Annotated in this window: 30 protein-coding genes, 1 pseudogene and 1 riboswitch; of the genes and pseudogenes, 18 read left to right on the plus strand and 13 right to left on the minus strand. The window is 34.9% G+C overall.

The window, feature by feature from the left end; genetic code table 11:
- Positions 1-30 precede the first annotated feature (30 nt).
- Positions 31-720 carry a response regulator transcription factor gene (locus NSS74_RS00345; RefSeq protein WP_340813081.1) on the plus strand — a complete coding sequence of 230 codons (690 nt, stop codon included), beginning with the start codon at positions 31-33 and terminating at the stop codon, positions 718-720.
- The gene (locus NSS74_RS00350) at positions 717-2570 is read left to right on the plus strand and encodes a sensor histidine kinase (RefSeq protein WP_001225361.1); all 1854 of its coding nucleotides are present in this window, start codon (positions 717-719) and stop codon (positions 2568-2570) included. The genes NSS74_RS00345 and NSS74_RS00350 overlap by 4 nt, the downstream gene beginning before the upstream one ends.
- Before the next feature lie 208 nt (positions 2571-2778).
- Here NSS74_RS00350 and thiT read toward each other — a convergent pair whose 3' ends face one another.
- A complete protein-coding gene (gene thiT / locus NSS74_RS00355; RefSeq protein WP_061688360.1) occupies positions 2779-3438 on the minus strand; it encodes an energy-coupled thiamine transporter ThiT in 660 nt (219 codons plus the stop codon).
- Positions 3439-3524: 86 nt separating this feature from the next.
- Positions 3525-3626: riboswitch (TPP riboswitch) on the minus strand.
- Positions 3627-3820: 194 nt separating this feature from the next.
- Between thiT and NSS74_RS00360 the strand changes: the two genes are divergently transcribed.
- The 3 genes from NSS74_RS00360 to NSS74_RS00370 are packed head-to-tail and all read left to right on the plus strand — an operon-like array spanning position 3821 to position 6226.
- Positions 3821-4048, plus strand: a complete 228-nt coding sequence (locus NSS74_RS00360; RefSeq protein ID WP_000060512.1) for a FeoA family protein — start codon at positions 3821-3823, stop codon at positions 4046-4048.
- Positions 4045-6033: a ferrous iron transport protein B gene (feoB, locus tag NSS74_RS00365; RefSeq protein WP_340813082.1), complete on the plus strand. Its 1989-nt coding sequence runs from the start codon at positions 4045-4047 to the stop codon at positions 6031-6033. Before NSS74_RS00360 ends, feoB begins: the two co-directional genes overlap by 4 nt.
- 16 nt (positions 6034-6049) lie before the next feature.
- Positions 6050-6226: a FeoB-associated Cys-rich membrane protein gene (locus tag NSS74_RS00370; RefSeq protein ID WP_000989602.1), complete on the plus strand. Its 177-nt coding sequence runs from the start codon at positions 6050-6052 to the stop codon at positions 6224-6226.
- Between the two features lie 177 nt (positions 6227-6403).
- On the opposite strand, the gene NSS74_RS00375 is transcribed toward NSS74_RS00370, so the two are convergent.
- Positions 6404-6982, minus strand: coding sequence for a lipoprotein BA_5634 family protein (locus tag NSS74_RS00375; protein WP_044443882.1), 579 nt, complete (start codon positions 6980-6982; stop codon positions 6404-6406).
- Between the two features lie 412 nt (positions 6983-7394).
- On the opposite strand from NSS74_RS00375, the gene NSS74_RS00380 reads away from it, so the two are divergent.
- The 4 genes from NSS74_RS00380 to NSS74_RS00395 all read left to right on the plus strand — a co-directional run bounded on the left by NSS74_RS00380 (position 7395) and on the right by NSS74_RS00395 (position 9905).
- On the plus strand, positions 7395-8060 hold the full coding sequence (locus NSS74_RS00380) for a PspA/IM30 family protein (protein WP_002015754.1): 666 nt from the start codon (positions 7395-7397) through the stop codon (positions 8058-8060).
- An 80-nt stretch (positions 8061-8140) separates the two neighbouring features.
- Complete coding sequence (locus NSS74_RS00385; RefSeq protein ID WP_002089172.1) at positions 8141-8545, plus strand: DUF350 domain-containing protein; 405 nt, start codon at positions 8141-8143, stop codon at positions 8543-8545.
- A 21-nt stretch (positions 8546-8566) separates the two neighbouring features.
- Positions 8567-9073, plus strand: a complete 507-nt coding sequence (locus tag NSS74_RS00390; protein ID WP_002015752.1) for a DUF4178 domain-containing protein — start codon at positions 8567-8569, stop codon at positions 9071-9073.
- A 13-nt stretch (positions 9074-9086) separates the two neighbouring features.
- Complete coding sequence (locus NSS74_RS00395; protein WP_002129590.1) at positions 9087-9905, plus strand: DUF4247 domain-containing protein; 819 nt, start codon at positions 9087-9089, stop codon at positions 9903-9905.
- A 606-nt stretch (positions 9906-10511) separates the two neighbouring features.
- On the opposite strand, the gene NSS74_RS00400 is transcribed toward NSS74_RS00395, so the two are convergent.
- A complete protein-coding gene (locus NSS74_RS00400; protein WP_002138778.1) occupies positions 10512-11384 on the minus strand; it encodes a YitT family protein in 873 nt (290 codons plus the stop codon).
- 197 nt (positions 11385-11581) lie between these two features.
- Here NSS74_RS00400 and NSS74_RS00405 point away from each other — a divergent pair, with 197 nt between their 5' ends.
- Positions 11582-11956: a zinc ribbon domain-containing protein gene (locus NSS74_RS00405; RefSeq protein WP_149191017.1), complete on the plus strand. Its 375-nt coding sequence runs from the start codon at positions 11582-11584 to the stop codon at positions 11954-11956.
- Between the two features lie 46 nt (positions 11957-12002).
- On the opposite strand, the gene NSS74_RS00410 is transcribed toward NSS74_RS00405, so the two are convergent.
- Complete coding sequence (locus NSS74_RS00410) at positions 12003-13037, minus strand: YdcF family protein (RefSeq protein ID WP_061688358.1); 1035 nt, start codon at positions 13035-13037, stop codon at positions 12003-12005.
- Between the two features lie 740 nt (positions 13038-13777).
- Between NSS74_RS00410 and NSS74_RS00415 the strand changes: the two genes are divergently transcribed.
- A complete protein-coding gene (locus tag NSS74_RS00415; RefSeq protein ID WP_016092497.1) occupies positions 13778-14590 on the plus strand; it encodes an S-layer homology domain-containing protein in 813 nt (270 codons plus the stop codon).
- A gap of 84 nt (positions 14591-14674) precedes the next feature.
- Positions 14675-14908 carry a spore germination protein gene (locus NSS74_RS00420; RefSeq protein ID WP_002015747.1) on the plus strand — a complete coding sequence of 78 codons (234 nt, stop codon included), beginning with the start codon at positions 14675-14677 and terminating at the stop codon, positions 14906-14908.
- A gap of 169 nt (positions 14909-15077) precedes the next feature.
- Here NSS74_RS00420 and cydB read toward each other — a convergent pair whose 3' ends face one another.
- Positions 15078-16106, minus strand: a complete 1029-nt coding sequence (gene cydB, locus NSS74_RS00425) for a cytochrome d ubiquinol oxidase subunit II (protein WP_340813086.1) — start codon at positions 16104-16106, stop codon at positions 15078-15080.
- Entirely contained in the window at positions 16096-17445 is a 1350-nt protein-coding gene (gene cydA, locus NSS74_RS00430) for a cytochrome ubiquinol oxidase subunit I (protein WP_340813088.1), read from the minus strand. Before cydA ends, cydB begins: the two co-directional genes overlap by 11 nt.
- Positions 17446-17669: 224 nt before the next feature.
- On the opposite strand from cydA, the gene NSS74_RS00435 reads away from it, so the two are divergent.
- Positions 17670-18233: a beta-class carbonic anhydrase gene (locus tag NSS74_RS00435; protein WP_002089163.1), complete on the plus strand. Its 564-nt coding sequence runs from the start codon at positions 17670-17672 to the stop codon at positions 18231-18233.
- Here the strand turns inward: NSS74_RS00435 and yidD are convergent.
- On the minus strand, positions 18230-18466 hold the full coding sequence (yidD, locus tag NSS74_RS00440; RefSeq protein WP_000809328.1) for a membrane protein insertion efficiency factor YidD: 237 nt from the start codon (positions 18464-18466) through the stop codon (positions 18230-18232). The genes NSS74_RS00435 and yidD overlap by 4 nt on opposite strands.
- 128 nt (positions 18467-18594) lie before the next feature.
- Here yidD and luxS point away from each other — a divergent pair, with 128 nt between their 5' ends.
- From luxS to NSS74_RS00460, 4 genes are all read left to right on the plus strand, one after another.
- Positions 18595-19068, plus strand: a complete 474-nt coding sequence (gene luxS / locus NSS74_RS00445; protein ID WP_001141371.1) for an S-ribosylhomocysteine lyase LuxS — start codon at positions 18595-18597, stop codon at positions 19066-19068.
- A gap of 236 nt (positions 19069-19304) precedes the next feature.
- Positions 19305-20069, plus strand: coding sequence for a MerR family transcriptional regulator (locus NSS74_RS00450; protein ID WP_215588551.1), 765 nt, complete (start codon positions 19305-19307; stop codon positions 20067-20069).
- Positions 20066-20761 (plus strand): DMT family transporter, encoded by a 696-nt coding sequence (locus NSS74_RS00455; protein ID WP_080448092.1) that lies wholly within the window; start codon positions 20066-20068, stop codon positions 20759-20761. The genes NSS74_RS00450 and NSS74_RS00455 overlap by 4 nt, the downstream gene beginning before the upstream one ends.
- Before the next feature lies 1 nt (position 20762).
- On the plus strand, positions 20763-21077 hold the full coding sequence (locus NSS74_RS00460; protein WP_137076407.1) for a DMT family transporter: 315 nt from the start codon (positions 20763-20765) through the stop codon (positions 21075-21077).
- A 27-nt stretch (positions 21078-21104) separates the two neighbouring features.
- Here NSS74_RS00460 and NSS74_RS00465 read toward each other — a convergent pair whose 3' ends face one another.
- The 6 genes and pseudogenes from NSS74_RS00465 to ytzI all read right to left on the minus strand — a co-directional run bounded on the left by NSS74_RS00465 (position 21105) and on the right by ytzI (position 22790).
- Positions 21105-21335: a YczI family protein gene (locus NSS74_RS00465; protein WP_002129579.1), complete on the minus strand. Its 231-nt coding sequence runs from the start codon at positions 21333-21335 to the stop codon at positions 21105-21107.
- Between the two features lie 11 nt (positions 21336-21346).
- Positions 21347-21570 (minus strand): annotated as a pseudogene (locus NSS74_RS00470) (hypothetical protein).
- A gap of 29 nt (positions 21571-21599) precedes the next feature.
- On the minus strand, positions 21600-21833 hold the full coding sequence (locus tag NSS74_RS00475; protein ID WP_002129577.1) for a hypothetical protein: 234 nt from the start codon (positions 21831-21833) through the stop codon (positions 21600-21602).
- Between the two features lie 340 nt (positions 21834-22173).
- Positions 22174-22404, minus strand: coding sequence for a DUF3953 domain-containing protein (locus tag NSS74_RS00480; RefSeq protein WP_002089156.1), 231 nt, complete (start codon positions 22402-22404; stop codon positions 22174-22176).
- Positions 22405-22417: 13 nt separating this feature from the next.
- Entirely contained in the window at positions 22418-22648 is a 231-nt protein-coding gene (locus NSS74_RS00485; protein ID WP_050567928.1) for a YczI family protein, read from the minus strand.
- Positions 22641-22790 (minus strand): YtzI protein, encoded by a 150-nt coding sequence (ytzI, locus tag NSS74_RS00490; RefSeq protein WP_149191014.1) that lies wholly within the window; start codon positions 22788-22790, stop codon positions 22641-22643. The genes NSS74_RS00485 and ytzI overlap by 8 nt, the downstream gene beginning before the upstream one ends.
- Before the next feature lie 83 nt (positions 22791-22873).
- Between ytzI and NSS74_RS00495 the strand changes: the two genes are divergently transcribed.
- The gene (locus NSS74_RS00495) at positions 22874-23191 is read left to right on the plus strand and encodes a hypothetical protein (protein WP_002089150.1); all 318 of its coding nucleotides are present in this window, start codon (positions 22874-22876) and stop codon (positions 23189-23191) included.
- Positions 23192-23259: the final 68 nt, after the last annotated feature.

The raw sequence follows: 23259 nt of genomic DNA on the forward strand, positions 1-23259 counted from the left end.
TTCTTAAAGCGAGAGGGGGAGACATAGATTATGTCAAAAAACATTTTAATTGTTGAAGATGAAGATATTTTACGCGAAATATTAAAGGATTACTTTTTGAGTGAACAATATAAAGTGCTTGAAGCGAGAGACGGAAAAGAAGCTTTAGTCTTATTTGAAGAAGAAGAGGTCGATTTAGTTATACTTGATATTATGTTGCCGGAATTTGATGGATGGTCTGTTTGTCGAAGGATTCGTAAGACGTCGGGGGTTCCAATTATTATGCTGACGGCACGTGTAGATGAAGATGATACGTTACTTGGGTTTGAGCTTGGGGCAGATGATTATGTTACGAAACCATATAGTCCGCCTATTTTATTAGCGAGAGCGAAACGATTATTAGAAAGTAGACAAGCATCAAAGAAACCTTTGGAAAATGAAGATGATACATTATCAATTCATGGCATTCACGTCCATTTTCCGTCACGTACTGTTACTGTTGATGAGGCAGACATTACTTTAACACATACAGAATTTGAAATATTAGCTTATTTCATGAAAAATCAAGGGATTGTTTTAACGAGAGAACAGTTAATTTCAAGAATTTGGGGGTACGAATTTGCTGGCGATGATCGAACGGTTAATAGTCATATTCGTAATTTGCGAAATAAATTAGGAGAGAAAGCAAAGTACATTACAACTGTAGTGCGAACCGGTTATAAATTCGAGGGGAACATATGAGAAAAGGGATTGTACTTAAATTATTTACCCTTACAACAGCTCTATGTATGTTGATTTTAGCGACGATATTTATTGGTCAAACGATATTTTTCAAACAATATTATGCGAACCGAAAAGTAGAAGATATTAAAGTGAATTTAAATTCCTTTGAGAAGAATTATTTGAATTATGTAGGAAATGCAGAAGGAATTCAGAAGCTGGAGCAAGATTTTTTAAGAGAAAATAATACGTGGATTACGATATTAGATCAGAATGGGAATTTAAAACATGTGGATGATTTTTATTTTGAAGTAACGATAGACCGTAAGCAACAGAAGAGCTTTGGACAACAAATATTCAAGATTCCCTTAGGTAATCTCGTCAATATAGAGGAGATTGATAATAAATTATCAGAGAAGTTTTTAGGACAAGAAATTTATTTTTCTGGAGTGAGAAAAGAAGAAAGTTTTATTCCATTCTCTTTCTCGTTAGGTAAGCAAAATTTAAGTGGATCTAATAAACCGTTAGAAAAAGCATTTAATGAGAAAATGATTAAATTAGATCAGGAGAAAAAGAAAGCAGCTGAGGAACAAGTTGTTAAGGAAAAGAAGCCGGCCGTTCAGGAGCAAGCTGCTCAGGAATTAAATGCTCCCATAGTAGGACGTGTTACGAAAGTACAGTTCCCCGATGTAAAAGGTCCTGTGAATCCAATTTATAAAAATAGTTTATTCTTAGATAGCATAAAAGAATTTCAAACTGATTTATTATTAAAAGAGAATAATCATATACAGTATTCAACACAAATAATGGACTATGAAAAAAATGATATAAAATATAAATTATTAATTAAACCAAAAAAAGAAAAAGACGGATCGGTAACATATATATATGCGATGGCTTCTTTACAGCCTGTAGATGAGGCTGTACAAATGGTGCAAGATTATTACATCTATATTGTTGCATTTGTAGTCATTCTAATTTTTCTAGCTTCGTTTTATTACTCAAAACAAATTGCAAAACCGCTACTAAAAATAAATGATACAACGAAGAAAATAGCTCATTTGGATTTCACAGAAAAAATTCCGATTACTTCAAAAGATGAAATTGGTGATTTATCGCAAAATATTAATACATTATCTAATAAACTACATTCACATATTGGACAGTTAGAACAAGATATTGAAAAAGAAAGAAAGTTAGAAAACACAAGGAAAGAATTTATTGCGGGTGTATCGCATGAACTAAAAACGCCGCTGAGTATTATGAAAAGCTGTATTTCCATTTTAAAAGATGGGGTAGCTGAACATAAGAAAGACTACTATTTTCAGGCGATGGAAAAAGAAGTAGACAAGATGGATATACTAATTTTGGATATGCTTGAATTAGCTAAATTTGAGTCTGGCACATATAACATGAAGATGGATTCTTTCTATATCGATGGAGTGATTGAAGAAATATGTGAACAGCTTTCAGCGGAGATAGAGAAAAAAGAACTGAGTGTGCACAAACATATATGTCCAGCAGAAGTGATTGGGAATCAAAATAGAATTGAACAAGTAATTGTGAATTTTATTACGAATGCAATACGTTATACACCAGAAAAAGAAGATATTATTATTTCCACAATAGACGGGAAGGATCATATAAAAGTATGTATTGAAAATAAAGGTGCTCACATTGAAGAAGAACAATTAGATAAAATTTGGGATCGTTTTTATCGCGTGGATGCGGCAAGGAAACGTTCACAAGGTGGAACAGGGCTTGGTCTTGCAATTTCAAAGAATATTTTAGAATTGCACGATGCTGAATATGGGGTGAAGAATACCGAAGATGGTGTGTTATTTTACTTCTATTTACCGAAAAAAGCGTAGACAATACTATCTACGCTTTTTTAATTTATTTTCATATTATCTTTACCTAATCTTTATTTTGGAGCAGTATAATTTGAATAGAAAATGAGGTTATGTAAGGAGTCGATGAACCGTGCATAGCAATTGGCTAAGTATAATGGTATTTATTTTCTTTTGTGCATTTATTGTATTTTTAATTGATATTACGATATGAAAAAAAGAGCGCTAATTAAGCGCCCTTTTTTTGTGTATTCATTTGATAAGCACCGATGCTTTTGAATAAGCGTGGTGAAGTTGTAAATAAAAGAATTAGTAATACAGTACATAGGATGAAAGAACCGATCATGGTACTGCCGTTTACAATTAATGAATATAGTACAGCTGATTGTCCTTTCGGTGCATATTGTCCCCAGAAAATAATACCAGCGATAAAATGACAGAAATAGCGTGCAAAGCTGCCGACAAATGTGGCAAGGATAATGTAAACGAGTGCTTTTTTTCCTTTGTTTTGTTTTGGTTTATCTTTGCGACTACCAAAATTTGAATGCTCTGCATTACTGTTGTCTGAGGCAAGTGCTTTTTGAATTGGACGATAGAATAAACCAGCAAAGCCGATAAAGGCAAAGGCAATGAAGTACTCAATGAATGCTTGAACTGGTGTTAGAATGTAAGCATCGCCTACGACAATTTGTAAAAGCCCCCAAATTAAGCCTCCTAAGAAAGCCCTTTTGAAGCCCCAGCGGTATGCGATAATAAAAATAGGAATCATAGCAAATGAGATGGAACCGCCTGTTGGAAGTTTAATTGATAATGGTAGAATGTCGATAATCAAGGCGAAGGCTGCAAGAATAGCAGATTCGATCATCGCTTGTAAATTGGTGTTACGCATGTTGTCTCCCCCTATATCCAAGTTGCACAAAAAAGAACATTATCATAGGAGGATACGAAATACGTAAATAAAAAAAGAGGTGTGTATTTCGGACGTTTGCACAATTCCTGCGTTAGCATTAACTAACAGGTTCAAAGGGTCGGAACGAATTGTTCCCTCTCAGCGGTAAGGCTCCCCCTGTGATAACGAGATTCTTTATTTGCTATTGTTCATTGTAAGCGAAATGGATGAGAATGGCAAATGAATACCGTATGACAATTATTGAAATAGAATTGTAGCGAAATGTTAATAAATATGAAGCAAAAGGGTATAGTCCAATTGAAATAGAGTATGATATAATTTTTCTGAAAATAATTATCATTCTCTTCTGAGGGGGAAGGTTATGAGCTTAGTAGATATTAAAATTGGCGAGAAAGTGTTAGTAAAAAGTATTCAGTCTTTAGATCAGTTATTAAAGCGTAGACTAGCTGCTTTCGGTCTCGCGGAAGGAAGCGAACTTCGCTTGAAACAGAAAGCGATGTTTAAAGGTCCTTGTACATTGGAGTGTCGTGGACAGTTAATTAGTATTCGTCATTGTGACGCGAAAATGATAAAGGTGGAATTAGCGTGAATAAGGTTGCTTTGCTAGGGAATCCGAATACAGGGAAAACATCATTATTTAATGCACTTACCGGTTCTTATGAATATGTAGGAAACTGGAGTGGTGTAACAGTAGAAAAGAAGGTTGGTAAATTAAAAGATAAGCAAGGAACATTAATTGATTTACCAGGCGTTTATGATTTGAATCCAGTTTCACGTGATGAAGGTGTCGTTACGAATTTTCTACTAACAGATGAATTTCATCATATGTTAAATATAGTGGATTCTTCTCAATTTGAGCGAAATATGCATTTAACATTGCAATTACTTGAATTTGGTAAGCCCGTTTCAATTGGTTTAAATATGATTGATGTGGCAAAGCAAAGAGGAATTGTGATTAATGTAAAACGCCTATCAGAAATATTAGGTGTAACAGTCGTTCCTGTCATCGCAAGAACCGGAAAAGGCTGTGAAGAATTACTTACTACTCTTCATGAAGAGAAACAAGAAGAGAAAAAGCCATTCATTATTTCATATGGTGTACAAATGGATGAAGGGATTGGAGAGGTAATCGCTCTTTTAGAGACAGCGAATTATGAGCATCCGAGATGGTTAGCCCTTCAATTTTTAAGCAATAACGAAGTAGTAGAAAAAGAAATGAAAGCATTACCAATTTATAAGGAACTTATAGCCATTCGATCTCGTTTAGATGGAAAACTTGATTGTACGTTGGAAGAGCACATTTACAAGACTCGTGAAGCGTATATTGAAAAGTTAAAAACAAATGTTATGCAACATGAGAAAGAAGGAAAAATTCCTTTTTCAGAAAAAATTGATAGGTTAATTACACATAAAATTTTAGGACTTCCAATCTTTTTAGCAGTTATGTTTTTTATTTTTCAGGTTACGTTTACGTGGATTGGTACACCTTTATCTGATATGCTTGATGGATTTTTTGGCGGACAACTTACTGATTGGGTTACAGCTGGGCTCACAAGTGTTGGGGCTTCTGACTTTATTCAAGCACTCGTTACAGAAGGTATTATTGCTGGTGTTGGTGCGGTATTAGTATTCGTTCCACAAATCTTTGCACTATTCTTCTTCATTTCATTATTAGAAGACTCGGGATATATGGCACGAATTGCAGTTGTTATGGATAGAATTATGGAGTTTTTCGGTTTAAACGGAAAAGCATTTATTCCGATGATTATCGGCTTTGGATGTAACGTTCCAGGTATTATGGCAGCGAGAACGATTGAACAAGAAAAAGAAAGGTTACTTACAGTTCTTGTAACACCGTTTATGTCTTGTTCGGCACGTTTACCTGTATATGCACTATTTGCGGGAGTTTTCTTCCCTCATAGTCAGGCGACTGTTGTGTTCTCTTTATATATCGCAGGGATTGTTCTTGCATTACTCGTTACAAAAATTATGTCTCTTACTATTTTAAAAGCAGAAAAATCTATTTTTGTAATTGAACTACCACCTTACCGTGTGCCGCAAGCGAAAACGTTATGGCTGAGCACGTGGGAGAAAGGTAAAGGATTTGTTCGTAAAGCGGGTACATTCATCTTCGGTGGTTCTGTTGTCATTTGGTTATTAAACTATGCAGGTCCATCAGGATTTGGTGTTGATATGGGAGACAGTTTCTTAGCGATGATTGGTGGGTTTATCGCACCACTATTTGCACCGCTCGGTTTTGGAACGTGGCAAGCTGGGGCATCCCTTTTAACAGGATTTTTAGCGAAAGAAGTTGTCGTTTCTACGATGGCAATTATTTATGCGGTTAAAGAAGATGTGCTAGGAAATGTAATGGGAGCACATTATACTGCGCTATCAGCATATGCATTTATGTTCTTTGTTTTATTATATGTTCCGTGCTTAGCGACAGTAGCTGTTATTAAACGTGAAACAGGATCGATGAAATGGACAGTTTTCTCTGTCGTTTATCCGCTCGTTGTTGCTTATGTATTAACGCTCATTATATACCAAGTTGGGTCCTTACTCGGATTCTAGAAGGAGATGTATCGCGGTGATGGTCAATATTATAATTGGAGCTATCATTTTTGGTTATGCAGCATATACGTTAGTTAATTTTGTAAAGAGAAGTAAAAAGGGAAAATGCGCAGCATGCTCTTTAAGTAAGTCATGTCAATCGCAAACTTGTAGTCCAGATATGGAGCAAATTGCTCATAAAGTGAAACTTTAATCAGTGGGGGTTTTGTTCATCCCCACTGATTATTAGTTGAACCAATCGGGCATTTACGGACAGTTGATCTCCCACCTAACTTCTTCGCTCCAGCCTAATTTTGAGGTGGGAGTCTTACTGCCCGTTAATGCGGGAGAAATAGAAAAAAGCTTTGCGAATTTCGCAAAGCTTTTTTGTTTACTTTTTAATTTTTACAAGTTGTGATGCTTCTACTCCATTTGCTCCAGGTAATTCTTTGCTAGGGTCTTTATCAAATTTTAGAATACCTACAGATTTTTCTTCACCTTTTACATTTCCATATGCTGCGTCATCAACGATGGCAAACATATCTCCATAAGAACGGCCGTCACCGATAATTGTGTTACCTTCATATTTTAATTTTGCTCCATCAAGTGTAGCATTTTCAACTTTCTCTTTTGCAAATAATACACCTTGTTCTGCTGTTACAGCTGGTAACTTATCAATTGCTTTTGTGTCATCATTTTTATCGACTTTTTTAAGTAGTTCTTTCTTAACGAGTTCTTCACCAGTTTTCTTATCCATTACAAGTACTTTTTTACCTTCAAGTGTTGCAACTTTCATTTTATAGACATCTTTTTCTTTTACATCTTTTTTGTTTTTATCTGCGATTTGCTGAACTTGATCTTCCGTTCCGTATAATACTAAGCCGTTCGCTTTTTCTCCTAATAAAGAACAACCTGACAATGCTCCGAATGAAATTGCTGCTGCTAACCCGATTCCTACTAATTTTTTCATGATGATTTCTCCTTTTTATATGTTTTATAGTAAATACAGTTTTTGTATTAGTCCTTACAGTATGAGAAGCTTTTTTGCTATTCCGTTGCTTCTGGTATTAGTGTATAAGAAATATTGAAACGTAACTATCGAGTTAGCTTACAGTAACATTACAATTATGTAATTTAGTGAAATCGCGCAAAAATAAGTTAATTTTGGAGGCAGAAATAATAAGGATATAGTAGGAATACAATATTATATCTGGAATGTCATATTATATTAGTTGTATTTTGGAAATAACATGTAAGGACATCTTAGTTTTGTTATAATAAACACATAGGTTGTAAAAATGAATATTCTTACTGAAAAGGGAGATTTTTAATTTTCCAAGTAGTGAATTTGAAATATGAGGTATATCATAGGAGGAATTTGGATGTCTGTATTTAAACGATTAAGAGATTTAACAATGTCGAATGTGTATTCATTAATTGAAAAAGCTGAAGATCCAGTTAAGATGACGGATCAATATTTACGCGATATGCAAGCGGATGTACAAGAAGCTGAGAAAAGTGTAGCAGCTCAAATCGCACTTGAGAAGAAATTCAAAATATTATTTGAAGAGCAAGAAGCGCTTGTGAAAAAACGTGAAGAGCAAGCTCATATGGCTGTTCAAGCTAGCAACTTAGATCTTGCGCGCCGTGCTTTAGAAGAAAAACAAAATGCAGAGCAAAAGATGAATGAGTATAAAGCGAGCTATGAGCAAAACAAAGCAGCTGCTGATAACCTTCGTCTTAAGCTAGAAGAAATGCGTAAGCAATTAACAGAGCTGAAAAATAAACGTGAAACACTTGTTGCACGTGTAAATGCAGCGAAAGCACAAAAGAATATTAATCAGGCGATGTCTGGATTTGATTCAAATTCAGCAAAAGCTGGTTTAAGCCGTATGGAAGAGAAAGCACTTCAATTAGAGGCTGAAGCAGAAGCAAGCGGTGAAATTTACAAGAAAGAAAAGTCGTTAGATGATGAATTCGCAAGCTTAAACAAAAATTCTGTTGTTGACGATGAATTAGCTCGTATTATGAAGCAGTACGAGAAATAATATAGAATAGACAAAGAAACCGACATGTCTGAAGAGAATTCATGTCGGTTTTCTATTACTTTTTTAGAGGAGGTTTTGTAATGACGTGGATGAATGTTTTAGCTATGCTTGTATGGACTGGAGCGAGTGCGGTACTTTTATTTGCAATTATGTGGGTTGATTCGATTTTTACAAAATACAATGATTTAAAAGAAATGAAAAATGGAAATACAGCAGTGACAACGCGTTTCGTTATGAAATTATTTGCGCAAGGGTACATTTTATCTCAATCTATAACGAAAGCGAATGACTTATGGCAAGCGCTTCTTGCCTCAGCAGTTTCATTCGTTATTTTATTAATTGTAGAAATGTTCATTGAGTTTGTGTTAAAGAAAATGTCTGGTTTAGATTTAGAAGAAGGAACGAAAGAAGGCAGCGTAGCACATGCGTTGTTAGCTGGTTCATTACATATCGTTGGTGCACTTATTTTAGGTGCTTGTTTATAAAGAGAAAAGGAGGGGTAGATTGTGAGTTTATTTAAACGTATTAAAAATATAATGAAGAGTCCGGAGCCGCCGAAGCCAGAAAAGAGTCTTTTAACGTTGGCTCCTGGCGATATGATTGAAGTCTCGTTGGTCATGTACGAATTAACTGGGAAAACGAGCATGCATTCTCGCAAGGAGATTATTTTAACTTTGCAGGATGGGAAAGATATTCGTTATTTGAAAATTGAAGACCGTGAAAATACGTATTACAAATTGTATACACCGATTGATGGTCGTTTAGATTCAATCGATGAAATTCCGACGACGATTGAAATGGATGATATAGAGTATCATATGGAAGAACAATATAATGGACGTGTTGTTGTTATGGGGAAAACACCATTCGCTGCTTCAGAAGAACAGTACGTATGGGAATTCCAATCTGATAACCGTAAATTATTACGTGTTGAATGGCAAAATGGTCGCACAATGATGTATGAGGGAGAAGTAATTATTCCTGCTGATGTACAAATCATAAGAGCAACATAAGGGGGGCGTAATCATGTCAAACCGATTGTTTACCATGATTAAATCGTTCGTAATCCCTATACTTGCTATCGTTACATTACTTGTTATTGCCGGTTATGCTTTATCGGGCTGTCAAAGTGGTCAGGCGAAGTCAATTCAGGACCGTTACCCACTAGAGTCTGTCGCAAAGGATGGTAAACAAGAATCTTACGTGTATAGGGCCGCCAATCGGTCAGTTCCTGAAGTTGCAAAGGAACTTATAGCCGAAAGGAAACCGAAGCAAGCATCTAAAGAAGACGAAAATCAAATGTTCCTCGTTTACTCTGATAAAATGTATAATTTACAAAAGGATAAAGAGAAACCATCTGATACGTTAATTGAAATAAGCAATGAAGAATTTGTCCGTCAAAATTACCAACCATCCTTCTTACAAGGATATATCATGGGGAGTATATTAAACGATATATTCGGTTCACGCAAATCATCATACGGTGATTATCGCGGATATAATGACAGACAAAATCATAAACCGGTGATCCCGGAAAGACCACCTACGAAAGAGGAAAAGAAAACCCCGCCTCCAATTACGAAGGAAGGGAAAGGATCTATTATTAAGCGAGGCGATAATGTAGATCCGAAATCATCTGTAGGTGATAAAGGAAGTATTACGGAAAAAGGAAGTAAAACGACGCCACCGCCTTCTACCGGAAGCAAAGGGAAAATTACGAAAAATCCGGGTGGCTCGAGTGGATCTGATGTGAAGCCGAAATCATCCATTAAAACCCCACCAAAGAATACGTCGCCCCCGAAAACAAGGGTTGGCGGTTCAGGGAAAATTATGAAGAGAAGATAGTATAGAGACTGAAAAGTGGAATTTGCTTTTCGGTCTTTTTATTATGGGGATTAATTCCTTATAGCTGGTACAATTAAGTTATAAGGAGGAGATTATTATGACTATATATAAAAGGTTTAGTTTGATTATGTTCCTCGTCTTATTCCTCAGTTTGTTTATTAGCACAACGATGAAATTTCACTTTATCCCGCATTAACGGGCAGTAAAACTCCCACCTCAAAATTCGGCTGGAGCAAAGAAGTTAGGTGGGAGATCAACTGCCCGTAAACGCCCGATTGGTTCAACTAATAATCAGTGGGGGATGAACAAAACCCCCACTGATTATAGTTTCACTTTATAGTAGGTATTCTATGGATACTGTGTACATGTACTCTCTTTCTATATGTTCCGCTTCGCTTTCAGCATGAAGTGCCCGCCTTTCAAAAGTACGTCGATTGGATTAAAAGCGGGGGAAGATGGGGGGAGTAAAATATATCAACGGTTTTTCGATTATATCTATCGTAGTTCAAAATATATCAACGATTCGAAAAGGAATATCGATTTACCAACTTCATAATAAAAAGAGGCTGCACCAATATTTTGGCACACCCTCTTTTTTCATAATGATTAATGAATATCACGTTTCTTAAAGTTACCGCCTTTTACTTCAGCTACGTCATAAACTGTAATAAAGGCATTAGGATCGATTTCATTAATCAGGTCCTTCATTTTACTTTCTTCTAAACGGTTAATTACACAAGATATTTCTTTGAATTTCTCTCTTGAATAACCACCGTATACTTCGTTATACGTTGCGCTTCGGCCTAAACGATCGCGAATTGTTTCTACCATTAATTCAGGCTCTTTCGTGATGATTTTAAATGTTTTTGAACCACTTAAACCAACTTCAACGATATGAATCACTTTCGAAGCGATAAAGTAAGCAATTGCCGAAAGGATAGCCCCTTGAAGACCAAATACTGTTGAAACAAAAATAAAGACAAACATATTTAAGAATAAAATAAGGTCACTTGTTCCAAAAGGTAACTTACGAGAAAGTAATACAGCTAGCATATCGATTCCATCTAATGCGCCGCCGTTACGTAAGGCTAGTCCCATACCGAAACCGATAATAATACCACCAACAACTGTAACGAGTAGTGTATCGCCTTCAATAATAGTTGGTATTCCGTGCATGACAACGGTACCTATCGCTAATGAAGCAATCCCGATGATGGAATAAATTGCAAAGCTTTTACCGATTTGTTTATATCCTAACCAAACGAAAGGAATGTTAATAACTGCGATTAGAGCTCCTAATGGCAATCCAAATAATCTTGAACTAACGATACTTAAACCAGTCACACCACCGTCGGATACGTTATTTGGAATTAAGACAGCTTCTAATCCGTACGCTGTAATAAATGCCCCAATAATAATCATCAAAGCTTTTGAAGCAATTTTCAGCTTATTGGGCTTACTCTTGACAATTTTCTTCATGTAATTTCCTCGTTTCAAACTAGTTTCTTATTTGTTACGTAATTCACACCTAAATTCCATTTTAACATTTAATTTGAAAAAATTCTCCTTTAATGGATGTATGCAGGGGATATTATCACCATATTATTAATTTAAATACGCCTGTAGCTGATAAGTGAGTGGTCATAATTTGATATAAACAAGTGGGAATGAACAGTATGGATATGTACACTTGGGACGTTGATCTTAAGGAGGGATTCTGTGAGATACTGTACGCGAAATATGGAAATGAAACGAACGATGGTAATAAGTTTTGTGGACAGTGTGGAGAGAGTCTTAGTTATGCAACAGTTAAGGGAAATCCAGTAAATCGTCATTTAAATAGTGGTATAGAGGTGTTTTCATTAGTTGGTTTTATAACAGGATTAATATCTTGGTTTATTAATTTGTGGGGACTTGTTGGCAGTATAGCTATCGTTTTTTCTATATTAGGTTTAAATAAAAAGGTGACAGGGACTAGTAGAGTGTTTGCTATCATAGGAGTTGTTTCTGGAATTATTAATGTTCTGTATGCGTTTATGTTAATTATTTAACTAAAAAATGCCCCTCTTTCATGAAAAAGGGGCATTTTTTTAGTTATTAAGAAACAATAAAACTAAGCACGGATACGAATAAAGCAAATCCTAAAACCGTTCCGCAAACTTTCATATGACGTTTACGTCCCATTACGACAATCGCAACATATTCACGAATCATTGCATTAGGCCAGTAATAAAATGCAGTTTTGGATCCAATTCCTTGGCTATTAAGACCAGCTTGTCTTGCATATATACCAGCACGGAAAAGGTGGAAATTGTTCGTTGTAAAAATACTTTTATACTTACCTTCAGGCTTTAAAGAATCCATAATTTCTTTAGAGAACGACATATTTTGATATGTGTTTACAGAGCGATTTTCTTGCACTGTATGTTCAAGAGGAATTCCGTTTTCAACAGCGTACTTTTGCATCGCTTCTGCTTCTGGAAGGCCTTCATCCGGACCTTGTCCACCAGAGAAAATGATTGTTGGTGGTGTATTCACAGCAGCTTGTTTCCAATAAAAGTCGATTGCTTTATTAATACGACTTGCAAGTAAAGGCGGTACTTTATCATTAATTAAGCCGCTACCAAGAACGATGATGAAATCTTGATTACGTCTTGGTCTGTTGAATTGGTATAAAAAATAAGCGGTTAAGAAGTTAGATAAGTGTATAAAGAAATATAAAGTTATAAGAGAAATACCAGCGAAAATAGGCCTTAAATGTGATGAGAATAAACTTGCTGGATTTATAATAGGGAGTAACATCAAGAATAAAATCCCTAAAGCAGCAATGAGTGTTAAACAGTTAGTGAAACGTCTTCCTTCTCGTTTCATTAAAATTCTTGCGTTAAGAAATAACCCAAACATTAAAGCAACAATACCGAAAGGAATCATAATGATAAGTGCTAAAATAGGTAAAAACATGATGTAGTATAGATTAGCATTACCTGACTCATAAGCTGCAAGCATACAAAAAAGAAGGAAAAAACAGAAAAAGGCATTAAATAAAAAACCGTTTATTATTTTCCGTGGATCTTTTAAGTAAGAGATAAGAAAAATAATAAACAATATAAGAGGAATAATTCCGAAATACATAAGTAGTGCACACCTCAATTTTTATAAAGTTTTATAATACTTTCTATATTACATGATTTTATAATTGTTTAATTAAAAAATAAGGATTTTGAATTTTCTTAATAAATGCTATAGATAAATATGGTAAAATGTATTCAAGGTGAGATGTTAAAAGTAAAATGGTTGAAGAGGCACTCTGTGGGGTGTCTTTTTTTGTATGTAATTATGCATATTATGTTTATTTTCAAGGGAAGAGGATTAAAATATAAGTTGTGGATACACGCTATAAAGCAGAATTTTATATTAATATTTACCTCTACTCTTTTTGTACCTAACAATCTTGTAACAATTCATGATTCTGTTTTCTAGTGTGTGTTTACAAAAAGCGGGATGGGGTATATATAAACAGGGGAAAGGACGTCTTCTTGAAAGGCGTCTTTTTGTTTCTTAGTATAGATAATTTCCACTATTAACGTAGTGCAAACTATCTATACTAAACATTAGCAATCTTCCGTATAAATATTATCAATTTACTATATATTCCAGTGGTGTTAAGTTAAATATGAAAGGCTTTCTTTTTCAAAATATTACCCCTAATAAATTTTTGAAAAAGTCAACTGTCTCCAAAATTGCCATTTATGCTTAGCAAAAAAGAATCCTTCGGGGTTCTTTTTTGTATTCGACAGAATATGACAAAATGAAGTTATATAATTTGTTATATTGTTAAATGGTTATTATGGAAAAGAGAAGGAGACTTAAGTATGGGATTTAAAAAATTACTTTTAACAGGTGCAATTGTTGCAACTACAGCATTTACTTCAATCGGGACAGCGCAGGCAAGTATAGAGTTTAAAGATGTTCCAAACAATCATTGGGCTTATAAGGCAATTATGGACTTAGCAAATAAAAACATTGTTGCTGGATATGGAAATGGGATTTTTGGATTTGGTGATGATGTAACTCGTGAGCAAGTTGCAGCCCTTATGTTCCGTCAATTAAAGCCAGCAGTAAAAGAACAGTATAATAATCCGTATAAAGATGTTACTGATCGTTCGACTCAGTTTAAAAAAGAGATTCTTGCTTTAACAGAGATCGGTGTATTCGCTGGAGATGACACAGGGAACTTTAGGCCAAAAGATTCGTTAACTCGCGATGAAATGGCACAAATTTTAACAAAAGGGTTTCAATTGCAAATTAGAGGGGATCATAATTTCCCGGATGTAGATAGAAATGGATGGGCGAATCCTGCGATTACTGCAGTTAAATCAAATTATATTACAGCTGGAACTGGTGATGGTAAATTCGCACCTAGAATGCATGTAAGTCGTGAGCAATATGTTCAGTTCTTATATAACGCGACATTACCACTTGAAGAAAGACCAGGAGCAAGACAAGAACAACCACAACCAGAGGTGAAGCCGGAACAAAAGCCAGAACCAAAACGCTTTGCTAACTGTAAAGAAGCAAATGATGCTGGAGTTTACGATATTACAAGAGATAGTCCGTATTACGGTAAGCATTTAGATCGTGATGGCGATGGAATTGCTTGTGAGAGAAAGAAGAGCGGTAAATAAGAAAAAAGCACTCAGCCTGAGTGCTTTTTTCTTATTCACACATGCTATTTTTTTAGGCGATTCTCATAGAATGGGAGTAACGAAATGAAAGTAGGTGATAAAATGCCAGCTATTGTGGAAGGGGTTATTATTGAGAACTGTAATGGGACAATTAACTTAGGTGATAAATATAACGTACATCCAATTGAAAAAACGAAAGCTTATAATGGATCGGGATCTTCAAATACCGGATTAAATGTGAGGACATTCAGTGGTATTAGTACGGCAGATGTAACGGATAACGATGTGTATGACCAAGTAATTCAATCTACGTTATAATTTTTATATGTAAAATTGCATAAAATGATGTGCTTGTCCTGTGATACAATTTAGTTGTGAGCTGTTAGTGATTCTTCTTTATCATAGTTGTTAGATTAGAAATGTAACATCTTATCGAAAATCATACGTAAAATAAAAAAGACACTTCGCTCGAAGTGTCTTTTTTATTTTAGTGATACCCTTTAGCAGAGTCTTTATGAATTTTATTTTTAAATATGCTGTAGCTCCAAAGCTGATATCCAATAACGATTGGTACCATGACAATTGCAACGAAGAACATAATTTTTAAGTTTAATTGACTACCAGCTGCGTTGTATAACGTTGTACTATAAGCGTCGTTAATACGAGATGGTAACATTCTTGGGAACATACCTGCAAAACCAGTTGTCATAAACATTGCGATTGTTAAGCAAACGAATGTGAATGCAAGGCCGATTTTATGTTTGTACACCATAATAAGTGTGAGTACACTCATTAACATTGCAAGTACTGGAAGAATGAATAGTACAGGATATTCCGTGAAGTTTTGGAATAAATTTGTACGATTTGCAGTTGCGACATAGAAGATAGCTAAAATGATAGCAGCTGCCATTGAAAATGGTCTTGCAATTTTATAAGCACGATCAGATACTTCGCCAGTTGTTTTAATCATAATCCAAAGGGCACCAGATACGACGAATATAGCAGTGAAGAAAAGACCACCTAAAATACCATAATGGTTTAGTAAGCTAAGTAAAGTTCCTTCATAACCATCTTTTCCAATTTGCAGCCCGTAATACAGGTTAGCGAATGTAACACCGAATAAGAAGGCGATTAGGAAACTACCAATTGTAAACGCCCATTTACAAGTTTTTTTCCAAATTGGTGAATCGTCTTTATGCATAAATTCAAGTCCAGCGGCACGAGCAAATAGTGCAAGTAATACTAAAAATAGTGGTGTATATAGGTAGCTAAACATATTTGCATATGTGACTGGAAAGGCAGCAAATGTTGCGCCACCAGCTGTAATTAACCATACTTCATTACCACCCCAGAACGGGCCGATAGCTTCTTGTAATTGATTTCGTTCTTGTCGGTCTTTCGCAACGAATGGGAAAATCATTCCGTTACCGAGTGCGTAGCCATCAAGAATGAAGTAAACTGTCCAAATTACGCCCCATAAACCGAACCAGATAATTGCAAGCATATCATGAGACATGAGCTGTACCTCCTTCAGTAGCAGGTTCTTCTAATGCAGCGGGTCCTTTTTTCGCGAACTTCAGCATTAAGTGTACGTCTGCAATTAAGAGTAAAGTGTAGAACAATATTAAACTAATTAATGAGAACCAAATTTGTGGAACTGATATAGGTGACACGGATTCTGCTGTACGCATTAGTTTATAAACTGTCCACGGTTGACGACCTACTTCAGCGACAATCCAGCCAGCGTTAATTGCGATATATGGAAGTAAAACAGACCACATTGTAATTTTTAAATAACGTTTTGAGTTTTCTAGTTTTCCTTTTCGGTTTAAATAGAAACCGTACCAAGTTAATGCCATAAAGAACATGCCAAGTGCAACCATTAAGCGGAAGCTATAGTACACGAGGTTAACATTTGGACGTTCATCTTTCGGGATATCTTTTAAACCAACAATTTCGCCATCAAATGAGTTTGTATAGAAGAAGCTTCCGAGCTTTGGAATAGTAAGGAATTCAAAGTTCTTTTCATTTTTTACATCAGGAATTTGAATGATTGAGAAACCTTGTCCTTTTCCAGTGTCCCAAACAGCTTCCATTGCAGCTCCTTTTGCTGGTTGATATTTAGCAGCTGATACACCGGATTGATGGCCCATAAATGGTGTAATTGTTGCGGCGAATAAACCTAACATTAAACCAAATTTAAATGATTTTTTGAAGAATTCCACTTCGTTTTTACGCAGTAAGTGATATGCACTAATTGCCATAACGAAGAAAGCACCGACAATATAACAACCAATTACAGTGTGGAAGAACATATTCCATGCATATGGATTTGTAACAAGTGCCCAGAAGTCATTTAATTCAGCGCGGCCGTTACGTACTACGTACCCAACAGGATTTTGCATGAATCCGTTTGCAGTAATAATCCAAAGGGCAGAAATATTTGTTCCAAGTGCAACCATCCACATACAGAAAGCACGGAATTTTGGTGAGATTTTGTCTTTACCGAATAACCATATTCCCATGAAAGTAGATTCTAAGAAGAAGGCAACGAGTGCTTCGATTGCGAGAGGTGATCCGAAAATATCCCCCATATATTTGGAGTACTCAGACCAGTTTGTTCCAAATTGGAATTCCATCGTAATCCCAGTTATAATCCCCATTACGAAGTTAATTGTAAAAAGTTTTCCCCAGAAATTTGCCATTTTGCGGTATGTTGGATTCAATGTGCGGGCGTATTGAGTTTCCATACATGCTACTAAAATAACAAGTCCGATTGTCAAAGGTACAAATAAAAAGTGATAAAAAATAGTAATTGCAAATTGAAAACGACTTAGTAACAGAACGTCGGACATAATAAATATTCACTCCTTTTTTACATTATCTACAATCAGTTTATAGTGAAAAAACGTTTAAAGTATGTGAGACTTGTTACAAAGGTGTGTGTATATTTTGAAAGAATTATGTCGATTATCTGAAAACATCCTATTTTTACTATAAAGCAATATCCTTTTTGAGTTTTTCAAATTTTGGTACACTATATATGTAGTGTAAATGAGAGAAAAGAGGGTTCTTTACTATGAAGTCATTAGAAGAGATTTTACAATACAATGAAAAATTTGTTGAAGAGAAAAAATACGAAGAGTATGAAACAGGGAAATTTCCAAACAAAAAGATGGTAATTATCTCTTGTATGGATACTCGTCTTGTTGAATTATTACCGAAAGCAATGAATATGCGTAACGGTGATGTGAAAATTATTAAAGTAGCAGGCGCTGTTATTTCACATCCATTCGGAAGTATTATGCGTAGTATTTTAGTCGCTGTATATGAGCTTGGAGCTGACGAAGTATGTGTTGTCGGTCATCATGATTGTGGTATGGCAAAAATTCAAGCAAGCAGTACAATTGAGAAAATGAAAGAGCGCGGCGTAACAGAAGAGAAATTAGATACACTTCGTTATTCTGGAATCGATTTAGAAAGATTCTTACAAGGGTTCTCTAGTGTAGAAGAAAGTGTAGAACATAGTGTGTCAATACTTCGCAACCATCCGTTACTTCCGGAAGAAGTACCTGTTCACGGTCTTGTTATAGATCCTGACACAGGAAAATTAGATTTAGTTGTAAATGGTTACGAAAATTAAGAATTTACTTTGTCATCCTTTTTATCTGGGACAGGATCAAATCCTCCTGGATGAAAAGGGTGACATTTTAATATACGCTTACATGTAAGCCAAAATCCTTTGAGGGCACCGTGTTTTTGAAACGCTTCTAATCCATAATGAGAGCAAGTCGGATGAAAGCGGCACGTTGGCGGTGTCATCGGAGAAATGAACTTTTGATAAAAGCGTATAATACCGATAAAAATCTGTTTCATAATGGTCTCCTTTTCAGCATAGTCTTAAAGTATTATAGCACGACAGTACATAATACTTTACTAATGTGCATTTCCGTTATATCATATTGGATATAACGGAATTAAATTAAAAGCGGGAGAGATGTTGTATGCCATCAGTAGAAAGCTTTGAATTAGATCATACGATTGTAAAGGCACCTTATGTAAGACATTGCGGAGTTCACAACGTAGGTAGCGACGGTATTGTAAATAAATTCGATATTCGTTTTTGCCAACCGAATAAACAAGCAATGAAACCAGATGTTATTCATACGTTAGAACATTTATTAGCATTTAATTTACGTAAATATATTGATCGTTATCCGCATTTTGATATTATCGATATTTCACCAATGGGTTGCCAAACAGGATATTATCTTGTAGTAAGCGGAACACCGACGGTTCGAGAAATCATTGATTTATTAGAACTAACATTAAAAGATGCGGTTCAAATTACAGAAATTCCAGCTGCAAATGAAACACAATGTGGCCAAGCGAAGCTTCACGACTTAGAAGGAGCACAACGCTTAATGAACTTCTGGCTAAGCCAAGATAAAGATGAACTTGAGAAAGTGTTTGGATAAAGAAAAACTGCCTGTGAAAGGGCAGTTTTTTTATTTGTAAAAGAGAAAGGTACAGACTTTATATAAAAACAATGAGTTTCACTTATGAGCATTTTTAAGAAATGAAAGGCAGTAGGTGAATATATTAATGAGAGCTTCTGTTTGAAAAACAGGAGTTTTTTGTGTGAATGGAGTATTGACTTTAACGTATACGTCAAAGTTTATAGTGAAGATAAATAAGGCGTGAGGAGGAAACGATGGATAAGTATAGCATTGGCGAAATTTCAAAAGAAACGAATGTAACGACGAGAACACTTAGATATTATGAGGAAATTGGATTGTTAAGACCGTCTTATGTTGCTGATTCAGGATATCGTTACTATTCAAAAGATGATGTAATTACATTGCAACAAATCACAACTTTTAAAAAGCTTGGTTTTAAGCTTTCAGAAATAAAAGAAGTATTAAAAGAAGAAAAGGGGATTTCAGAAGAAGGAAGATGGAAAAATGCGATTCAAAATGAAATTCAAACAATACAAGGGGAAGTAAAAAGATTACAGGATTTAGAAAAGCTACTATATACAACATTTCATTCCATTGAATTAACAGGAGAGCTTAGAACAGAAGATTTAATGTTATTTATAAAATCAGTACAGGGAATTGATCAGAGGGAGAAATTTTGGAAAAGATATTTTAATGAGGAAGAGCAGCAGATTATTCAGGGCTTACCAACATTTGAAGAAAACGATAAAAGAACGAAAGAGTGGCTGCAAGTATTAAGAGAAATTCGCGAGCGTATAAATGAACCAGTAGATTCACCAGAAGTTCAACAATTGGCGGAGAAAGTAGTGGCTTTTTCCATGCATATATTTCAAGAAGATGAACAATTAATAAATAAGTATTGGGAATTAATTAGACCTGAAGAGGGGGAGATTGCAAAAGTATATGGACTTGATTCGGAAACAATGAAGTATATAGATGAAATGGTAGATTATTATTTGAAAAAGGAGGAAGATAAATGACAGCTATGCAAAAAGAGAAGCTATATGGAAAGGAGCACGCGCGATTAGAGCGGCAATACTTTTATAAACATGTGGGCATTTTCATTCTTGCGCAGCTTTTATTTATTTTTCTAATAGGGCTTGTACCAGCTCAAGAGTTACCAAGTGGATCTTATATTCTTCATATGAAAGAATGGATTTTGAATAAACAAATAGGCTTTTATAAAAATGCAACTGTTAATACCATTATCAGTGTTTGGACATCGGTGCTCATTATTCATTTTATTTGGGCGATGTCGTATATCTTTTTTCCGAAAAAGAAACGTAGTTCGCTAAAGCAAGAAACACGACAAGAGGTAAAAGAAGAAGTGAAAAAGAAAAAGGAGATTAGTACAAATAGGGCGTGGCTGTATTTAGTATTTGGAGGCTTAATTGAAATATATTGGGCAACAGGATTAAAAACAAATTCGATGAGCATTTTGACACTTATTGCAATTTTAGTTAGTTTTCATCTATTAATTGAAGCAACTAAAAGAATCCCAATTGGAACGGCATATGCAGTATTTACTGGAATTGGGACAGTGGGAACGATAGTAGTAGATATTTTATATTTTAAAGAGCCATTTTCGTTTATTAAAATTTTCCTTGTTTGTTTATTAGCACTATTTATTATCGGATTGAAATTTAGTGGCGACAAGGAAGAGGTGAAATAAAATGGCGTGGATGTATTTAATTATAGCTGGGCTTTTTGAAATTGTCGGTGTAATTGGGATAAAGAAAGTAACAAAAGATAATAATTGGACGAATAATATTATTTTAATAGGTGGATTTATTATTAGTTTTCAATTTTTAACGATGGCGCTCCAAGAAATTCAGTTATCAATTGCATATGCAGTTTGGACTGGAATTGGGACGCTCGGGGCAGCGGTTGTCGGTATTTTATTTTTTAAAGAGCCGAAAAATGCTTTTCGGATTATTTGTATCGTTGGAATTATGGGGACGATTATTGGATTGAAAGTAGTGAGTTAAAGAAGAGCAAAATCTGCTCTTCTTTTTTTATGAAAGTAGACTAGACACCCCAACATATAAAATAAAGGCAGAACCGAGAAAATAAACAAATGCTTTTGCTTTTTGCCGCTCTTTTATTTCATCAATTCCAAAAAGGATAAACATAATACTTAAAAGGATAAATACGAATGGTAAAAGCATAGAGAAGTTTGAAAAGAGGCTAAATAGGGCGAGAATAAGAGCGATAGTCGCTATTATAATTCGAATGTTTTTTAACATGAAATCCTCCTTTAGAAGAACAGTATAAATGGAATGACAAAAATAATGGTAAACATACTTAAACCGATGCTAATAGCCCCAATTTGCTTTTACTGCTTTTGAATCATCTCAATTCCTACTAAAATGCCATACAAATGGTAGGTGAAAAGATTTGAAAGTTCATTGTAAATGTACTGTATAAACATAGAATCAAAGTAATAAAAACGATGATTAGTTGTATTTGTTTTATGTGCATTTTAGCCCCTTTTAAGTAGAAAGAGTTAGTTACCTGGAGATAATAATTATAATAGCGACGATTAAAGTAAATACGCCAGAAAAGAAGGAGAGTGTACTATGTACTTTCTTTCCTTTCTGTTTCTCTTCTGCGCTCATGATGAAAGTCATAATAGATAAGGCAATAAGCATATAGGGCATCGTAACAAGCGGGTTTGTAGATATTCCATATAGAGCGAGAGAGATGACAATAAGAGCGGATATGATGCGAAATGTTTTTAGCATACTACCACCTATCTTCTTGTAGTTTTAAATTAGCCTTCAATGTAATAACAGTTCGTAGTTGGTATTTAAAGTTTCATTCTACATGTAACGAAGGTAGTTCGATATTACAATGAAGAGCATAAGAATAGAAACGAAAAAATGCGAGATACCCATTGATTTTCTTCCGGATTTCAGTTCATTAATTCCTAGAAGAATAAAGAAACAACTGAGAGCAAATTGCATGTATGGGAGAAGTGTGAAATTATCGGTAGCAAGAGAATAAGTGCAAAGAGAGATTGTGAGAAGCATGAAAAAATAGCGTATTCCAGTTAGCATCGAATTCCTCCTTTAAAGAGACTATTTATCGAAATATTTCTGAGAAGCCAAGAAATAAAGCAACAGCTCCTGCTAACAGAGCAAGTATGCTACCACCTTTTTGCTGTTTTAAGATTTCCTCTATACTAATAATGAAAGCCATCCCCCCTAAAAAGATGAACATATAAGGCATGATTTCCCTATTACCAGTAAAAAAGCTATAGATTGCTATAGATAAAGCAATAAGTGATAAAGTAATCCGTAATCCTTTCAGCATAAAAGACCCTCCTCTATTTTATGTATGTAATGATGAGAACAATCCAAGAGAATGCTCCAGCAACAATACAAATAAATCCTGTTCCTGAATCCTTTTTCTTTATTTGCTCAATTGCGATGAGAAACATTAAAGCTCCTAATAGAAATTGTGAAAGTGGTAGAAAGTTATTTTGACCTGTCAGTAAACTAATAGCGGATATGATGATGACACTGAGTGCGATTAAAATGCGTAGTATATTATGAATGCTCTTTACTGCTTTTTGTATACGGATTATCTTCTGGTTTATCAATAGAATGTTTGTAAGAATAGCCTTTATTAATCGTCATAACGGAGAGTACTAGTACGACTAGGACGATTATAATACCGATAATTACTATTTTGAGCATGAAATCCCTCCTTTTCTTTATTTTACATAATTTTGTAATTGATGAAAACAATAGAAATTAAAAGGATGAAAGAAGGGTGTTACATGGAGAATAAAAAAACATATTATATATCAGTTGGAAATGGTCAAATTTCGCAAGTGAAGACGGCGGATACGTATAATTTTGAAATTTATGCAAATGACGAAGAGATTACGGAGTTAAGAGAGTATTTTGATCAAGCGTATGAAGAGGACTTAGGTTCGTATGTACGCTCTCACGTTCCATTCGTTGAGTATCATCACGATTCGAATAATGATCGATATGATGAACAACTACAAAAGGCATATAAAATGATTTATGATCTAGGGAATCATGAAACGAAAGAATTAGTCGCACAAATGGGAATAATCAATGGATTGTAATTGGATAATATTATGCAGAAAAGCGAGAATATGCTACAATTTGTGGTAGGAAAAACTTGTAATCATCA

Source organism: Bacillus sp. FSL E2-8868, from assembly GCF_038005505.1.
Taxonomy (GTDB): Bacteria; Bacillota; Bacilli; order Bacillales; family Bacillaceae_G; genus Bacillus_A; species Bacillus_A mycoides.

What these genes read in the sequence shown, in the direction of transcription:
- NSS74_RS00345 (WP_340813081.1), top strand. Translation starts at nt 31, where the DNA reads ATGTCAAAAAACATTTTAATTGTTGAAGATGAAGATATTTTACGCGAA.
- NSS74_RS00350 (WP_001225361.1), top strand. Translation starts at nt 717, where the DNA reads ATGAGAAAAGGGATTGTACTTAAATTATTTACCCTTACAACAGCTCTA.
- thiT (WP_061688360.1), bottom strand. Translation starts at nt 3,438, where the DNA reads ATGCGTAACACCAATTTACAAGCGATGATCGAATCTGCTATTCTTGCA.
- NSS74_RS00360 (WP_000060512.1), top strand. Translation starts at nt 3,821, where the DNA reads ATGAGCTTAGTAGATATTAAAATTGGCGAGAAAGTGTTAGTAAAAAGT.
- NSS74_RS00375 (WP_044443882.1), bottom strand. Translation starts at nt 6,982, where the DNA reads ATGAAAAAATTAGTAGGAATCGGGTTAGCAGCAGCAATTTCATTCGGA.
- NSS74_RS00380 (WP_002015754.1), top strand. Translation starts at nt 7,395, where the DNA reads ATGTCTGTATTTAAACGATTAAGAGATTTAACAATGTCGAATGTGTAT.
- NSS74_RS00385 (WP_002089172.1), top strand. Translation starts at nt 8,141, where the DNA reads ATGACGTGGATGAATGTTTTAGCTATGCTTGTATGGACTGGAGCGAGT.
- NSS74_RS00395 (WP_002129590.1), top strand. Translation starts at nt 9,087, where the DNA reads ATGTCAAACCGATTGTTTACCATGATTAAATCGTTCGTAATCCCTATA.
- NSS74_RS00400 (WP_002138778.1), bottom strand. Translation starts at nt 11,384, where the DNA reads ATGAAGAAAATTGTCAAGAGTAAGCCCAATAAGCTGAAAATTGCTTCA.
- NSS74_RS00405 (WP_149191017.1), top strand. Translation starts at nt 11,582, where the DNA reads ATGGATATGTACACTTGGGACGTTGATCTTAAGGAGGGATTCTGTGAG.
- NSS74_RS00410 (WP_061688358.1), bottom strand. Translation starts at nt 13,037, where the DNA reads ATGTATTTCGGAATTATTCCTCTTATATTGTTTATTATTTTTCTTATC.
- NSS74_RS00415 (WP_016092497.1), top strand. Translation starts at nt 13,778, where the DNA reads ATGGGATTTAAAAAATTACTTTTAACAGGTGCAATTGTTGCAACTACA.
- NSS74_RS00420 (WP_002015747.1), top strand. Translation starts at nt 14,675, where the DNA reads ATGAAAGTAGGTGATAAAATGCCAGCTATTGTGGAAGGGGTTATTATT.
- cydB (WP_340813086.1), bottom strand. Translation starts at nt 16,106, where the DNA reads ATGTCTCATGATATGCTTGCAATTATCTGGTTCGGTTTATGGGGCGTA.
- cydA (WP_340813088.1), bottom strand. Translation starts at nt 17,445, where the DNA reads ATGTCCGACGTTCTGTTACTAAGTCGTTTTCAATTTGCAATTACTATT.
- NSS74_RS00435 (WP_002089163.1), top strand. Translation starts at nt 17,670, where the DNA reads ATGAAGTCATTAGAAGAGATTTTACAATACAATGAAAAATTTGTTGAA.
- yidD (WP_000809328.1), bottom strand. Translation starts at nt 18,466, where the DNA reads ATGAAACAGATTTTTATCGGTATTATACGCTTTTATCAAAAGTTCATT.
- luxS (WP_001141371.1), top strand. Translation starts at nt 18,595, where the DNA reads ATGCCATCAGTAGAAAGCTTTGAATTAGATCATACGATTGTAAAGGCA.
- NSS74_RS00450 (WP_215588551.1), top strand. Translation starts at nt 19,305, where the DNA reads ATGGATAAGTATAGCATTGGCGAAATTTCAAAAGAAACGAATGTAACG.
- NSS74_RS00455 (WP_080448092.1), top strand. Translation starts at nt 20,066, where the DNA reads ATGACAGCTATGCAAAAAGAGAAGCTATATGGAAAGGAGCACGCGCGA.
- NSS74_RS00460 (WP_137076407.1), top strand. Translation starts at nt 20,763, where the DNA reads ATGGCGTGGATGTATTTAATTATAGCTGGGCTTTTTGAAATTGTCGGT.
- NSS74_RS00465 (WP_002129579.1), bottom strand. Translation starts at nt 21,335, where the DNA reads ATGTTAAAAAACATTCGAATTATAATAGCGACTATCGCTCTTATTCTC.
- NSS74_RS00475 (WP_002129577.1), bottom strand. Translation starts at nt 21,833, where the DNA reads ATGCTAAAAACATTTCGCATCATATCCGCTCTTATTGTCATCTCTCTC.
- NSS74_RS00480 (WP_002089156.1), bottom strand. Translation starts at nt 22,404, where the DNA reads ATGCTGAAAGGATTACGGATTACTTTATCACTTATTGCTTTATCTATA.
- ytzI (WP_149191014.1), bottom strand. Translation starts at nt 22,790, where the DNA reads ATGCTCAAAATAGTAATTATCGGTATTATAATCGTCCTAGTCGTACTA.
- NSS74_RS00495 (WP_002089150.1), top strand. Translation starts at nt 22,874, where the DNA reads ATGGAGAATAAAAAAACATATTATATATCAGTTGGAAATGGTCAAATT.